The following is a 13,869-nucleotide window of genomic DNA, read 5'->3' on the forward strand; positions in this document are numbered from 1 at the left end:
AAAACAGTCACACTCTTCTATTTCCTGAGCTTCAGCCTCTTTGTCACCCCTTCAGTTTGTTGCCTTAACCAATCATGAAAATTAGAATGATAAACTCTATAGTAAATTTTTGCCACTCTTAATTCTAAATGCAAAAATTCTCGCCACTTATCTAAAATCACTTTGATTTCATATTCATCTATATCTAATTTGGCTGCTATCACTTCTGTTGAGATTGATTGCTCTTGAACTAACATATTTAAGACATCTAAAGCTATTGTTTGCTGTTTAATAACCAATAAATTCATCTTTTTAAAATGATTTTGATAGTATTTTTGTAAGTTATCAGAGTAAATCTGATCATTTGTTGCTGTTAACATTTCGTTAATATACATAAAATTTATTTCATTCTCACCAATTTTTGTTAATAATTGATCTCCTTTAATATTACTATGGTAATTTAAATAAATTTTAATATATTCTTGAGCATCAGCACGATTTTCTTCAATATAGTTTGATAAATCTAAAGATTGCGTCGGAGTTTCAGTTAATAATCCTGATTTATCTTTTAGAAAAGGGCGACGAGCAAGAATAAAATAAACTTTTTCTGGCAAATAGCGAGGTAAATAGAAGATATTTGAGCCACGTACCTGATTTTTAACATCAATCATATCGCAACCATCAATAGTGATAATTAAACGTTGTTCTGGATGCAATTTATCACTAATTTGTTGCAGTAATAACAAGAAAATATCACTGTTTTGGTTGGTAAAATTAGAAAAGTTGACAGTTGGGTCTTCACTACCTTGATTTTGGGCAATTTCTATTAATTGAGTGCAAATCATGCTGAGAAATTCTTCAGCGTTATTTTCCCCTACAATTTCTACATTGTAATAAACAACACCGGGATTTTGGGTGACATAATGAGCAAGAATTGCACTTTTACCAATACCAGGCTCACCGATAATAGTAAAGTAGCCCCTGTCAGATTGATGAAGAAAGTTGTTGATAGCATGAAATACAAATTCACGACCAACAAAATTATGATTTTTGGTAGTAATTATTTGTTCAAACTTTAAGGGATATCTGGGGAAATTGATTGGATTAGGAGTAATAGATTTCATTTCAAAAAATTTCCTTTTAAACAGAGAAAATGAACACGTCCTGATTGTTCTCCTGCTACAATTGTCAGATCATCTGGAGAAAATACACAGCAATATATAGGACTTTCACCAGTAAAAGTAGAGATTTGCCTTTCTGTCTCCAAATCCCATAGTTTAAGAGTATTGTCACTAGAAACAGAAACAGCACTCTTACCATCTAGTGCAATCACTACTGCATTTACCGAGTCTTTATGACCAGTAAACGTAGAGATTTCCTTTCCTATCTGCAAATCCCATAGTTTCAGGGTGTTGTCAGCAGAGCCAGAAACAGCACTCTTACCATCTGGTGTGATAGCTACTCCATTTACCGAGTCTTTATGTCCTCTCAAAGTAAAGATTTCCTTTCCTGTCTCCAAATCCCATAGTTTCAGGGTGTTGTCAGCAGAGCCAGAAACAGCACTCTTACCATCTGGTGTGATAGCTACTCCATTTACCGAGTCTTTATGTCCTCTCAAAGTAAAGATTTCCTTTCCTGTCTCCAAATCCCATAGTTTCAGGGTGTTGTCAGCAGAGCCAGAAACAGCACTCTTACCATCTGGTGTGATAGCTACTCCATTTACCGAGTCTTTATGTCCTCTCAAAGTAAAGATTTCCTTTCCTGTCTCCAAATTCCATAGTTTTAGGGTTTTGTCAGCAGAACCAGAAACCACGCTCTTACTATCTGGTGTGATAGCTACTCCATTTATTAAACCTCTATGACATCTCAGAGTAGAGATTTGCCATCCTGTTTTCAAATTCCACAATTTCAAGTTATTAGAAACAGAAACGGCTTTTTTTCCATCTGGTGTGATGGCTACTGCTTTTACTGAGTTATTATGACCTCTCAGGGTAAAGATTTGCCTTTTCGTCTCCGTATTCCACAGTTTTAATGTCCACAGTTTTAATGTCCACAGTTTCAGGGTGTTGTCACTAGAAGCAGAAACGGCTGTTTGACCATCTGGGGCGATCGCTACTGCTGTTACTGAGTTATTATGACCTTTCAGGGTAGAGATTTCCTTTCTTGTCTCTAAATCCCACAGTTTGAGGTTATTAGACACAGAAACAATTGTTTTTCCATCTGGGGTAATTGTTACTGCTGTTACCGGATTATTATGACCTCTCAAGGTAGAGATTTCCCTTCCCGTTTTCAAATCCCACAGTTTCAGTGTGTTATCACTAGAAGCAGAAACGACTGTTTTTCCATCTGAGGTAATTGCTATTGCTGTTACCGAGTCGTTATGACCTCTTAAAGTAAAAATTTCCTTTCCCGTCTCCAAATCCCACAGTTTCAGTGTGTTATCGCTAGAAGCAGAAACAACTGTTTTTCCATCCGGGGTAATTGCTACTCCATTTACCGAGTCTTTATGTCCTCTCAAGGTAGAAATTTCCCTCCCCGTCTCCAAATCCCATAGCTTCAAAATTTTGAGATGACTTCTTAGGGAAGAAAAATCTCTTTCTGTCTCTAAATCCCACAGTTTCAGTGTGTTATCACTAGAAACAGAAACGGCTTTTTTTCCATTCGGGGTAATTGCTACTCCATTTACCGAGTCTTTATGTCCTCTCAAGGTAGAAATTTCCCTCCCCGTCTCCAAATCCCATAGCTTCAAAATTTTGAGATGACTTCTTAGGGAAGAAAAATCTCTTTCTGTCTCTAAATCCCACAGTTTCAGTGTGTTATCACTAGAAACAGAAACGGCTTTTTTTCCATTCGGGGTAATTGCTACTCCATTTACCGAGTCTTTATGTCCTCTCAAGGTAGAAATTTCCCTCCCCGTCTCCAAATCCCATAGCTTCAAAGTCCACAATTCCAGACTATTAGAAACAGAAACGGCTGTTTTTCCATCCGAGGTAATTGCTACTCTATTTACCGAGTCTTTATGTCCTCGCAAGGTAGAGATTTCTCTTCCCGTTTCCAAATCCCACAGTTTCAGTGTGTTATCACTAGAAGCAGAAACGACTGTTCTTCCATCCGGGGTAATTGCTACTGCATTTACCGAGTCTTTATGTCCTTTCAGGGTAAAAATTTCCTCTCCCGTCCATAAATTCCACAGTTTCAAAGTATTGTCCTTTGAAGCAGAAACGGCTGTTTGACTATCTGGGGTGATTGCTACTGCATTTACCGAGTCTTTATGGCCTTTGAGAGTACGCAGTAGGTTTCCCCCTGGACTGGTTAAACTGGCTGTCATCGGGTAAAGTTGGGGATTTTCACTTTTACTTTGTACTGCATCTGCCAATATTTTCTGAATTTTTGGTTCGAGAAAACTCTGCAACCTTCCCCATAACTGTCCTACTAATTGATTTGGGTCTTGATTCAAAATATGGGCTGATAACTGTAGGGTGTGTTGAATTAATTTCAGGATTTTGATTTGTTCGGCGTAAAGTTTATCTTCTTCCTCTATGCTCTCCAATATCTCTGGATCATCAATCAAAGAGTAATCCCTAATCAAGGTTTCTATTCCCAATTTAGGATGTTGAATTTTCAGAAAAATAAAATCAAAATTTGTTAGAGTCTGATAATAATTTTTCGAGCTTCCTGCTTTTAATTGTTGTTGTGGAAATTGAGCTAAAAACAAATTTTTAAATTCGGCAGATTTTGAGGCTAACTTAGTAGCAATTTCCATCATTTTATGCCATCTCTTTCAGCATATAATTAGCCATACTTTTATTGACTTCTTTAAACAGTTTTCGACTTTTACCTAGTTTATCTTGTCCTTTAAGAAATTCTAGAAAGCTCCGATGATAAATATTATAGTAAGTTTTTTGTTCTTCTTCATTGATTGTCTGTGTTACATACTCAACCCAATCATTTAAAACTTCTTTTACCTCATATTCATCCTCATCAAGAATTTCCGCAATCATATTTATAGATATTGGCTCACCTCTCTCTACCAATATATATAGTATCTTTACCTTCTTTTCATTGGATTCATTATCCATCCCCATCCGATTCCAATGAGTCGTATAATAGTCTTGAAGACCTTGTGGCAATCCCTTTAAAGTTAAATCATTATATTTACCTTCAGAAATACCAGGTAATAGATAGCGTAAATACATGAAATTATTTTCACTTTTAACAGCTATTTCTTTAGTAAACTTATCCTCAGAAATATTGCGAGAATTAATCCAGTTTTTCACTTTATTATCGTTTTTGATAAATAAATGGATATATTCTTTTACATCTTCTTGACTCAAAGCTGTATAATTTCCCTTTGTTAAATCTAGTTCATCTACAGGAGTATCTGGAGATAAAGTTAAACGTTTTGTTTCTTGATTATAAAGTCTTCTGGTTAGTAGAAAATAGACTCCATCAGGAAGATTCTGTGGTAAGTCTAAAAAGTTACCCTTTCCTTCTTGTTCTACTTCATCTAGTGCATCAATAACAATTAAAAGTTTTTGTCCTTTTAGTTGTTCACTAGCTTTTTGTAGTAAACTTCTTAAATCAGCGTCATCTATATTTTGTAGGGAATAACGCTTAATTAATTGTTGACGAATACTGGCTAAAAACTTTTCCGGGTTATTGCGTCCTTCTGCAAAAACATTGAAGTAACAAGGAAATTTACCAGCTAAAACGTATTTAGCTGCAATGGCACTTTTACCCATGCCTGCATCCCCAATCACACTAAAATAACCCTTAGTTTGAGTATTTATGAAATTTTGAATAGCCTTAAAAACAAAATCACGACCGCAAAATAAGCGAGTTTTTTCAAATATTAAGGCTTTAAACTCTTTCGGATAAACATCTAAATTCCAATCTGGATAAGGCTGGTATTTTGAAGCTTTAGTTTGTTTAGCAACTGCAATAAAAGCTTCACCAAACTCTTCTAACTCACCCAAAATATTAACTTTTACATTAATTATCTGTGTTTTTAATTCAATATTCTGATTTAGATATTTTCTTGTATTTTCTACAAAATGAAAGGGGGAATTTGAAGTGTAAGCATCCCAAAAATAATCTTTAATTGCTCTCTCTCTGAACAAATTTATAATCGCTTCATGCTTAAATACACCATACTTTACCAAAGTATAAACATAAACAGTATCAACATCATCAGGAATTTGGGTAGGATTTAGTTGTAATTCCTGTAAAACTTTGATAACAGCTTCGTTTTTTTGAGCTTGTTTAATGATTAGTTGGCTAGCTTTAGGAGCATATTTAGTAATCACGGAAGTTATAGCAGCGAACTCTATCATGCTTATTGCCAAAAATTTACTATTTTGTTTACGAGTAGCATTAAACCAAATTATATAGCATTTATTAAATAAATTATACAAGTTGATAAAATTATCTAAGTGTAAACACTTAAAAATTTAGTAGTAGCGCCATAAAGGACTTCCAAATAAAAAAACACCCAAAATGTAGAATGCGTCAGTGCCATAAAACCTAGCTATACCAATAAAATATTCATAATTAGCGCACCTGATCAACCGTCAATTTGGAATATATTTATTTTTTAGTGTTCCCTGCATTCACCATTCCCAAATTCTGACAGTGCAACTGAAATTATTGACTGCCGTGACAATAGCCCAATACCCTCCCTTGCTACGTTAGTTAGGATATTTGGTTACGCTTAATCTAAATTTTTCTGGGCTAATCAGAGCGATCGCTCCTTTTGAGTTGTTTCAATCCCTGATGGGGAGTTAGTGAAATTTCAACTTGTTGAGCTATTGCCTTATCAAGCATTTTGTAAATTGAAGAAGATTTTGGACAGATTTTGGAAGGAGAAGTTGGACAAGTTACAAGCTGAAATCACATTCCTGCTTTTTCCAAAGCTGCGGCGTGATTGTAATCTTCGATCTCACAAACTAGCTCTAGTAACCTGGCTGATCCTGGAGAGTTTGCCCATATCTTCATCCATTCTCCTGCTGCATTCTTTGTAACCCAGAAGATAGAGCTAAGATTTTTATCCTGGCAATAGGAAGTAAAAGCTATACGCTTGGATTTTCGAGATGTATTACCTATGAAGTATTGAAAAGTCACAGCAGCCTCTTTGCGATCAAAGCGTACTGAATCAGTGTTTAAGTATAGCTTCTGACCTGTACTAGTAAAACCTACTAAGATTGTTTCTGCTTGTGATAATGTAGGAGTTCCCAATATAATCAAAGAAGCAGCTAATAAATGTTTGATCATAGCTAAAATACATAGTGCTAATTTATACTATTTATGACTATTGATTAGCTCATATAGTTCCCTGATAGCCTATAAAATTTATCCGTCATGTTAGTATTTTTTGCACTTTGGGTGGCGCTTAAACTCAAACAAAAAACGATCGCTCTGTTCTTCTGGGGTTAGTTATGGAACTGAAAGCTATGCTATATCTGCCTCATAACCTCTTTTACTCTCTTTTTTTGTTTCAGTTCCGTTAGTAAGACTGTTACTGTCAATTAACAATAGTTGGTTTACAATTATCGAGCAGTTCTCGAATTAAGGTTAATTCATGAAGGTATTCATTAACTTCAATTCTTTGAGTTTCTAAATCAGCAATAATTTCATCAGCTTGTACTTCCTTCATCACTCGTTCTTTAATTAAATATTCAAATTCAGATTGAAACCTGTTAATATAGTCATCAATTTGCTTTTCACCCTTACGAAAATCTTCAGAAATTTGTTTTTCAATAACACGTTGCAATAATTCTAAATTCCTCTGAACTTGTGAATCAATACTTTGCTGAATCCCTTGCGAAGTTAGCAATAAATCAATTTCGTAAAAAGATAATGTTTCTTGATAAGGAACATCTACTTCATAGACTTTATCTGATTTACAGCATCGACTTTTTTTTTCTAGACTCTTTTCTAGTTCTTGTAAATACTTCTTGTTGATGTTGAATTTTTGCATCAATACCAGAAAAATCAAAACTAGGAAATTGGATAGGATTATTACCTATTTCTATCTGTAATTCATCTCTAATAGCATCAGAAAGCTCATCAGAAACAACTTGTATTTCTTCTTTTATCTTCTGAACCAACTCTTCACGAATCTTAGACCCTTCCCTGACTAATTTATCTTGAGTCTCTAACCAAAAGTTTTGGATAATTGGGCTACAGTAATTATTAATAGTTTTACCTATTTTCTCTGCATCAGTTTTATTCTTAACCCTAATTTTGTAAGGGTCTGAGTTTGTAGAGTTTTCCAGTAAAGAACTAAAGCTATCCCATATTATGGTGAAAAGATTTTGAGTATTTTTGCGTTTTAAATCTTTTTGAGATTGTTTTTTTGCAACTCTGTCAATTTCTGAAGATATCTGCTTTTTAGCAGTTTCGGCAAATTTATTAATCTCATGGCTAAAGGTAGTGATTAGTATCTTTTTTTGTGCCTCTACAGACTTTTTTATACTTAACACTTTACTTTGAGCTAAATCAGCATCTTTTTTGTATTCTTCTATTTTTTGTATAAGCTCGTTAAATTCTAGCTGCCAAGCTCCAATCTCCGTAATAAATATATCATCAATAGCTTTAGCTGCTTTATATAGTTCATCTAAAACATCACTTAACAGATGCCAACCAGAATTTTGAGTAATGGTTTGGATTACTGTTTCTTGAATTTTTAGAAGACCACTATCATTTAAAGCTTGTAGTGCAACTTCTTCTGGTAAGGGAATGATAAGTCTTCCTCTATCATCCCTTTCAGCATATCTAGCACTGAAGAAGGTTTCAAAATCTTTAACATGAGTATCTGTTGCTTTACCCTGTTGAATCAGCTTAGATAATAAACCTTGCCACCCACTAACTGGATAAATAATCGGTTCGGGAATACCAAATTCAATTAAGCTTTTTCTTAAGGATGCTATAACATCTGTGATCGGACTGTCTCTCTCTGCTTTTCTGTCTACCTTGTTCAGAACAAAATAAATTTTACCTGTGTTTTCTGCTATAAATTCCTTGCGTTTTCCTATTAATTCTTGAAGTAATTCTAAATTCGTATCGGCTTTAAATGCTGTGTAATCTAATATAAATAATATAGCGTCACAGGTTCTAAGGGCTTCCAGAGCCGTCTGTTTTAAGACAGTTGTGTTAAATGACGCAGATTCCCATTCATTAGGGCCAGGAGTATCAACTAATGTAAAGCCTGCCAGTGATGGCATTATACTAATAGCTTCAATATGATGTTCTAATTCAAAGCGTGTCGTATTATCTTCATTACTTTTAGCCCGAATTTCATGGGTACGCTCTAAAAATTTCTGTCTAATTTCGGTTGCTTCACCTTCTATTAAAACTACAGGTTCTCGTTTACCTGCTTGATACTCTAAAAGCCGGGGAGTTTGACCTGCATCAATTGGACGTATATCTGTACGACAAACCGTACAAGCTTCTACTTCGCTTGCTAAGACATCTGCACCTATTACAGCATTCAAGAATGTACTTTTACCAGCCTTCATTGCTGCAACTACAGCAACTTGGTATTTTTGCTCTATTAATGCTTTTAAAGCTTTTTCTATATTTTCTTCAATACGTTGCAATCCTTGAGCATCATTTTCACCTTCAAGTCGTTCATTACGTAGTTCTTTCAAGTAGTTTAAAAATTTATCACCCGTAGTTTTAATTCTATTGTAGTATTCTTGAAATTCTAGAGAAGCTTGATTTCTATCCTTCAAATTTGTTGTCATGTTTATCTGTGATTCTTCAATTAGTTGGTTTTCTACTAAAGACGTAAATTTAGGTAATTTATGATTAGTTAGATTTAATATACTTTGATTACTCACTTTATTTAAAATCATTTCTTGTTGAACAGCAGCCGTAAGATTACGTGCATAGTAATCAATAGGGACAAATATTAAATCTTCATTGATTTGGTAAAGAACATTATTGGTAAACTTCACTGCGTTGGAAAATTCTTTCAAAGCAGCTTCTGTGGGTTCTCTATCAATAGCCCACATGAGAGAGATTAAACTATTCTGTAATCTAAGTGCTAGACGTAAAAAATCTTTTTCTACTTCATCTAAGGCGTGCTGGCGAGTTAAATTACTAATCTGGTTTTTGCTTATACGGTCAAGCTCATAGTATTTTTGCTCTAAGTTTGTATATTTTTCAGCTAATTCATTTGCTACCTCCTTATGATGTTTAGCAGTTTGCCTATCTTTTTCTCCAACAGCATGAGTAGTAAAAGCACCAACAGCTGCTCCAACAGCTAATCCAAGAGCGCCAACGATAAAAGGAAGCATAACAACTATAAAATTTTAAAATTTACTTTTTATTTTCTGAGGCAATACCGAGCAGGTAAGAATCTGGAAGCAATTTACTATCTGCGGATGTGAGTCCCAAAGATTGAGCAATTGCAACTGATTCACTTAACCGATGTATAGCCCCCTCTATACCCGATGCGATTGGACGAGTCGTAATTTCTCGATTTATTGCTTCTGCTTGGGACAAGAACTCTAAATTTTTCTTGTGTTCATAAATCAATTCGTCTTCGATTGCTTGCAAATGCTCCAATTCTTGCTGGGTTAAAGATTCGTAATAAGCTTTTACAGCTTGTTTATGGTTATCAAGGATTTGGAAAAATTCGTAGACCATACCCGTAGCACCAACAACAGCTAATGCAGGTGCTACTGTTGTTAGTGCGATCGCTATCGGTGGACAAGCTGCTGCTACTGTTGCAGTTGCAAATGCTGTTGCACCTCCAACTGCACCGCCCATGACAGTATCTTTTAATGTTGCCGTAGCTGCTTCTTGTGCAGAGATTTCACCTCGTACTACGCACAGTCCATTTGTTAACAACGAAAACGGCAGAGATGTCATTGCACCCACAGCAGCCCCCATAGGTGCAGCTTGAATACCTACTTTAACAGCACCTGTGAGGTTATCAAAATGCCATTTGGTATCTAGTCTTACCTTTTCTTGCCAAGTCATGGTTTTATCACCACGGGCCATGTTGTCTTTGCCGTTCTCCCACCTTATATTGTTGGGATTATTAGATCCACCCTTGCTATGAGGCTTGATATGGCTGGCGTGTTTATCTGATAGGTACTGCTCAACATTACTAGTCGCAGATTTACCATCAACACCTGCACGCCCAGAAGGAGGAATCTTCTCTAACATTTGTTGAGCCTCCACCCTAGTTCTTATCGGTTCGCCAGCCCTAATCCCACCTTTATACATTCTGCGTGCTGCACTCAAAGGTAAGTCCTGTAATTGAGCGTGCTGAATCTTAGTTGTGGCAGCTGCATTAACAGCAGAATTACGGTGGGAATCATCCGTCATAAATTATTGCTTTCCTTAGCTATCGACTAAATACGGCACTAGGTTATTCTTACTATTCCCAATTATCTTTGGTTAAAAACAATGGTTTTATCAAGATACTATGAATGTTAAGTGCATTTACAATTAAGATAACAAAGCAAAGCTACGTAATAATTGGTATTTATCAAATTTAAAACGTAGCAACTTTTATATGGTAATTCTTATAAATTTTGCGATTGATTTAGCAACCAAACTGTGCAGCATCTTTTGAACCACTTGTTACAGTTTTGTGGGCATGAGTCATAACTGTAATGAACATTTAGCTTCCAAAAAACTCAAAAGTTCTTCCTCAAACGCAGTCAAATACGGGCGCTTCCCCTCCCCCAAGTGCTTCAACACAGCACCGGCCGCCTCTTCTAAGTTCTCACACTCCCGTAACCTATGGATGCGATCGCATATCCCCCGCATCTGCTGACATTCCGCATCCGAATAGTTCAACGGCTTGAGGTGGTCGATTCTCACAGTGTATTCCCCATTCCACGCTGTGACTGTGCAGCTAAACTCTCCTACATGAGTAACTATGCACCAACAGCTACCCATACCGCGTAAATCAGGATTATCCTTGACAACGAATTGACAGACCTCGCCAACACGGTAAGGATTGGGGGCTTTACTGCTTTCCATAATGCGTTGCACCACATCTTTAACGATGCGACCAGTCGGTACTTTACCACCAGCAAGTTCTACTGCCTTTAGCCACACTTCTTGCTGTTCCTGGGGTTCAAGCTTTGTCATGGGTCGAACTTGTCCCTCTGCTGTGGGCAATTTGTGATCAAATTGATCACAAATTTCAACCAAGTTATCAAAAACAACAGCCGCATCCATTAAAAGATAAGACTGGCGACGACTATGGCCAAAGCGATCGCGGCAGTATTCCTCAAACGTGCGGTGACTTGAACGGTAAAGCCGACGATCGCGCAATTCTGCCAGTGCTTTACCTGCCTCAAAAAACGCCCGTTCTACTTTCCGCTCCAGGAGTAGGCGATCGCTTTGCTCCTCTTGGGTCAACTCTGTTACTTCAACAGCACTAACTGTAATTGTTGCTGAACTTGGATCTACTTGCTGGGAGATATCCTCGTTTGCAGAGTTAGCTGCTGAAGTTGAATCGGTAGATGCGGCAGAGGTGGCTTTGTTGCGTCTAGAAGGTGGTTTAGCCATTATTCCACCTCTTTAGTTCAACAATATTTTTTCAGAGTCAATTAAAACGTAGACTTTGGAAGTAGTTGATAACTGCTCCGTCATAGCCCACCGCAGGCATGGCTTTTTTGGAAAAGCTGAAGGTAGGATAAGAGGATTAATAGTCTGAGGGTTAATCGCCATTAGAACTTTCTGTTAAATTAACCCCAGGAATATGCTGAATCCACTCACCTAAGCACTCTTTTAAATCCAACCCTACAGCATTGGCTGCCCTGATGAGGGTGTCTAAAGGTACACCCTTTGTATCCTCATTCTCAATTCTATTAAAATTTGCCCCGCTCATTCCGGCGTAATCACCAGCTACGGTTAAACTCATCCCCGCAGCTTCTCTTGCCTTTTTCAAAGCAGTTCCGATACCAGTAAACTCCACTTCAATAATAATTTTGGTTTTTTCTGGTTTTCCTCGTCTTTTTGCTCCTCGGTTCAAAGGTGGATTAAACCAAGCAATTAAAGCATTCTCCACGATGGGGAGTAAATCTGGATCACAATGCAAATATGAAATTCTGATTTCACCCAGCATTGCTATGTCAACTCCTTTATGATGGGATAGCCAACGTTTCCGAGGATTTTTAGTTTGTCCAATGTATTGCACTACACCTTGAGAATCGATAGCAAAGTAAATACAAGGCGTTGTTGGTAGCTGCGATCGCTCCTGAAGAGACACAGAAGGTAAAGCAAGAGGATCTATAGTTGCAGGATTAATTGCCATTCTTTAATTCCTCATTTGGTATCCATTTCAGCAAAATAGCTGGTTGTATTCCGTATCGGGTGCAAATCGCATCCATAACGTCTCTAGCAGGATACTGAGCAGCATTATTGTACAAACTATATGCAGTAGTCCTACTGATACCAGTTTCCTGCCAGAACTGATAAACACTCATCCCTTTACTGTCAACAAATTCCTTAATCCGGTTTCTCATGGGCATATCTTAAGATTGCCATTTTTATATTCAAAATTAATTGTTATTACAAAGTAGTTAACACTATTATAAGATAATTGCTACTATACAGTTAACTAAAAACCTAAATAAGTCTTCTGGATACTGAATTAAGTCGCAAACTTAACAAGTATCATCAAACACTGGTACTAAAGCTATATTTACAACATAAAATCTAAAAACTACTAGACTTAACCCATGCCTGACTCACAAGAACCAAAGCAAGTCAACAATAATGACTTACGTAATGCCCAGTTGCTGGTGGTTTGATTAATGCTGATACAGTAAACGTTGGACAAATGAGCGGAAATGTCTACTTCATAGTAAATATCAATTATGGCATTCAATAATGTTAAAGCTGAAGCCTGAAACTTTACATGAGATAGTAACTATACTTATACCCTTTTTAGAAGATGAGAGAAACCGTCGCCCTTTTTTAGTTTTAGCTTTAGGTACTGATACGCCAGTATTGCAACATATTAATTGGAGTGGTGCTGTGGCCAGTTTTATTCCTGATATGTTGTGTAAGCTTGTAGATTATGGCGAAATCTCACCAGGAAAACAAGCACTATGGGCATTATTGGAATATGTTCGATCTCAAGGTAGTGTGGATGTAAAACAACATATTGACAATTTGCGTCCTTTGCTTTGTGTGCCATCACTGTCTTTTTCGGCATTAACTGATACAAAATCAATAGATATTCTAGTGCAAGAAGTACGTAAGCGGCTGCATGATGACATTCATCGTTTGCATGGAAAAATGCCACTGTTAGGTGTTGATTACCGGGTAGATTTGGGAGAAGTGTTTGTTGATGTGAATATCCTGGAAGAAGTGACCAGCAGTCGTAAATCAGAAATAGATGATTTGTGGCAGGATTTTAAAGCTAGTGTTCAAGAATATTCCAGTCATCATAGTTTTGCTCGTATGGGTTTAGGCAAGCAGCAGCAACGAGTGTCTGGATTAAAAGCACTGAATAAAAATACCAACTTAATGGTATTAGGAAAACCTGGTTCTGGTAAGACAACTTATTTACAACGTATTGTCACTGAATGTAATGAAGGTAGATTGCAAACACATCGAATTCCTGTCTTGATTAAGCTTCAAGAATTTATAGAAGATGGCTTTAAATATAATTATTATTTAGAGCATTTTTTAACTTCCTATTTAAGAATGTCTGATGTTGAGACTGAATTAATATTAACCCAAGGTAGACTATTGTTATTACTAGACGGTTTGGATGAAGTAGTAGGAGCAGAAGGACAAGAAATTTCTAAACATATTAAACGGTTTGTTCGTACATATCCTCAGAATCAGTTAATAATTAGGTAGTGGTAAATATGTAGTGATAATAAAATTAGACGCTACAACAAGAATTAT

11 protein-coding genes are annotated in these 13,869 nt (G+C 36.5%); 1 reads left to right on the forward strand and 10 read right to left on the reverse strand.

Annotated elements, in window-relative coordinates:
* Positions 1–17: 17 nt before the first annotated feature.
* The 10 genes from ACM5QX_RS28580 to ACM5QX_RS28625 all read right to left on the reverse strand — a co-directional run bounded on the left by ACM5QX_RS28580 (position 18) and on the right by ACM5QX_RS28625 (position 12,479).
* The gene (locus ACM5QX_RS28580) at positions 18–1,103 is read right to left on the reverse strand and encodes an AAA family ATPase (protein WP_414756597.1); all 1,086 of its coding nucleotides are present in this window, start codon (positions 1,101–1,103) and stop codon (positions 18–20) included.
* The gene (locus ACM5QX_RS28585) at positions 1,100–3,745 is read right to left on the reverse strand and encodes a WD40 repeat domain-containing protein (RefSeq protein ID WP_414756598.1); all 2,646 of its coding nucleotides are present in this window, start codon (positions 3,743–3,745) and stop codon (positions 1,100–1,102) included. The genes ACM5QX_RS28580 and ACM5QX_RS28585 overlap by 4 nt, the downstream gene beginning before the upstream one ends.
* A gap of 1 nt (position 3,746) precedes the next feature.
* Positions 3,747–5,312: an NACHT domain protein gene (locus ACM5QX_RS28590; protein ID WP_414756599.1), complete on the reverse strand. Its 1,566-nt coding sequence runs from the start codon at positions 5,310–5,312 to the stop codon at positions 3,747–3,749.
* A 556-nt stretch (positions 5,313–5,868) separates the two neighbouring features.
* Positions 5,869–6,249: a hypothetical protein gene (locus ACM5QX_RS28595; protein ID WP_414756600.1), complete on the reverse strand. Its 381-nt coding sequence runs from the start codon at positions 6,247–6,249 to the stop codon at positions 5,869–5,871.
* A 250-nt stretch (positions 6,250–6,499) separates the two neighbouring features.
* Positions 6,500–6,811, reverse strand: coding sequence for a hypothetical protein (locus ACM5QX_RS28600; RefSeq protein WP_414756601.1), 312 nt, complete (start codon positions 6,809–6,811; stop codon positions 6,500–6,502).
* A 67-nt stretch (positions 6,812–6,878) separates the two neighbouring features.
* Positions 6,879–9,278 (reverse strand): dynamin family protein, encoded by a 2,400-nt coding sequence (locus ACM5QX_RS28605; RefSeq protein ID WP_414756602.1) that lies wholly within the window; start codon positions 9,276–9,278, stop codon positions 6,879–6,881.
* A 22-nt stretch (positions 9,279–9,300) separates the two neighbouring features.
* Complete coding sequence (locus ACM5QX_RS28610) at positions 9,301–10,317, reverse strand: hypothetical protein (protein ID WP_414756603.1); 1,017 nt, start codon at positions 10,315–10,317, stop codon at positions 9,301–9,303.
* Positions 10,318–10,596: 279 nt separating this feature from the next.
* Positions 10,597–11,514 (reverse strand): hypothetical protein, encoded by a 918-nt coding sequence (locus ACM5QX_RS28615; RefSeq protein WP_414756604.1) that lies wholly within the window; start codon positions 11,512–11,514, stop codon positions 10,597–10,599.
* Positions 11,515–11,665: 151 nt separating this feature from the next.
* Positions 11,666–12,262: a helix-turn-helix domain-containing protein gene (locus ACM5QX_RS28620; protein WP_414756605.1), complete on the reverse strand. Its 597-nt coding sequence runs from the start codon at positions 12,260–12,262 to the stop codon at positions 11,666–11,668.
* A complete protein-coding gene (locus ACM5QX_RS28625) occupies positions 12,252–12,479 on the reverse strand; it encodes a helix-turn-helix domain-containing protein (protein ID WP_414756606.1) in 228 nt (75 codons plus the stop codon). Before ACM5QX_RS28625 ends, ACM5QX_RS28620 begins: the two co-directional genes overlap by 11 nt.
* A gap of 361 nt (positions 12,480–12,840) precedes the next feature.
* Between ACM5QX_RS28625 and ACM5QX_RS28630 the strand changes: the two genes are divergently transcribed.
* A complete protein-coding gene (locus ACM5QX_RS28630; RefSeq protein ID WP_414756607.1) occupies positions 12,841–13,821 on the forward strand; it encodes an NACHT domain-containing protein in 981 nt (326 codons plus the stop codon).
* The last annotated feature ends 48 nt before the right edge of the window (positions 13,822–13,869 follow it).

This window comes from Anabaena sp. CCY 9910, assembly GCF_963920875.1.
Taxonomy (GTDB): Bacteria; Cyanobacteriota; Cyanobacteriia; order Cyanobacteriales; family Nostocaceae; genus Trichormus; species Trichormus variabilis.

Excerpts from the sequence above, each read along its gene's own strand:
- ACM5QX_RS28580 (WP_414756597.1), bottom strand. The coding sequence starts at position 1,103 with ATGAAATCTATTACTCCTAATCCAATCAATTTCCCCAGATATCCCTTA.
- ACM5QX_RS28585 (WP_414756598.1), bottom strand. The coding sequence starts at position 3,745 with ATGATGGAAATTGCTACTAAGTTAGCCTCAAAATCTGCCGAATTTAAA.
- ACM5QX_RS28590 (WP_414756599.1), bottom strand. The coding sequence starts at position 5,312 with ATGATAGAGTTCGCTGCTATAACTTCCGTGATTACTAAATATGCTCCT.
- ACM5QX_RS28595 (WP_414756600.1), bottom strand. The coding sequence starts at position 6,249 with ATGATCAAACATTTATTAGCTGCTTCTTTGATTATATTGGGAACTCCT.
- ACM5QX_RS28605 (WP_414756602.1), bottom strand. The coding sequence starts at position 9,278 with ATGCTTCCTTTTATCGTTGGCGCTCTTGGATTAGCTGTTGGAGCAGCT.
- ACM5QX_RS28610 (WP_414756603.1), bottom strand. The coding sequence starts at position 10,317 with ATGACGGATGATTCCCACCGTAATTCTGCTGTTAATGCAGCTGCCACA.
- ACM5QX_RS28615 (WP_414756604.1), bottom strand. The coding sequence starts at position 11,514 with ATGGCTAAACCACCTTCTAGACGCAACAAAGCCACCTCTGCCGCATCT.
- ACM5QX_RS28620 (WP_414756605.1), bottom strand. The coding sequence starts at position 12,262 with ATGGCAATTAATCCTGCAACTATAGATCCTCTTGCTTTACCTTCTGTG.
- ACM5QX_RS28625 (WP_414756606.1), bottom strand. The coding sequence starts at position 12,479 with ATGCCCATGAGAAACCGGATTAAGGAATTTGTTGACAGTAAAGGGATG.
- ACM5QX_RS28630 (WP_414756607.1), top strand. The coding sequence starts at position 12,841 with ATGTTAAAGCTGAAGCCTGAAACTTTACATGAGATAGTAACTATACTT.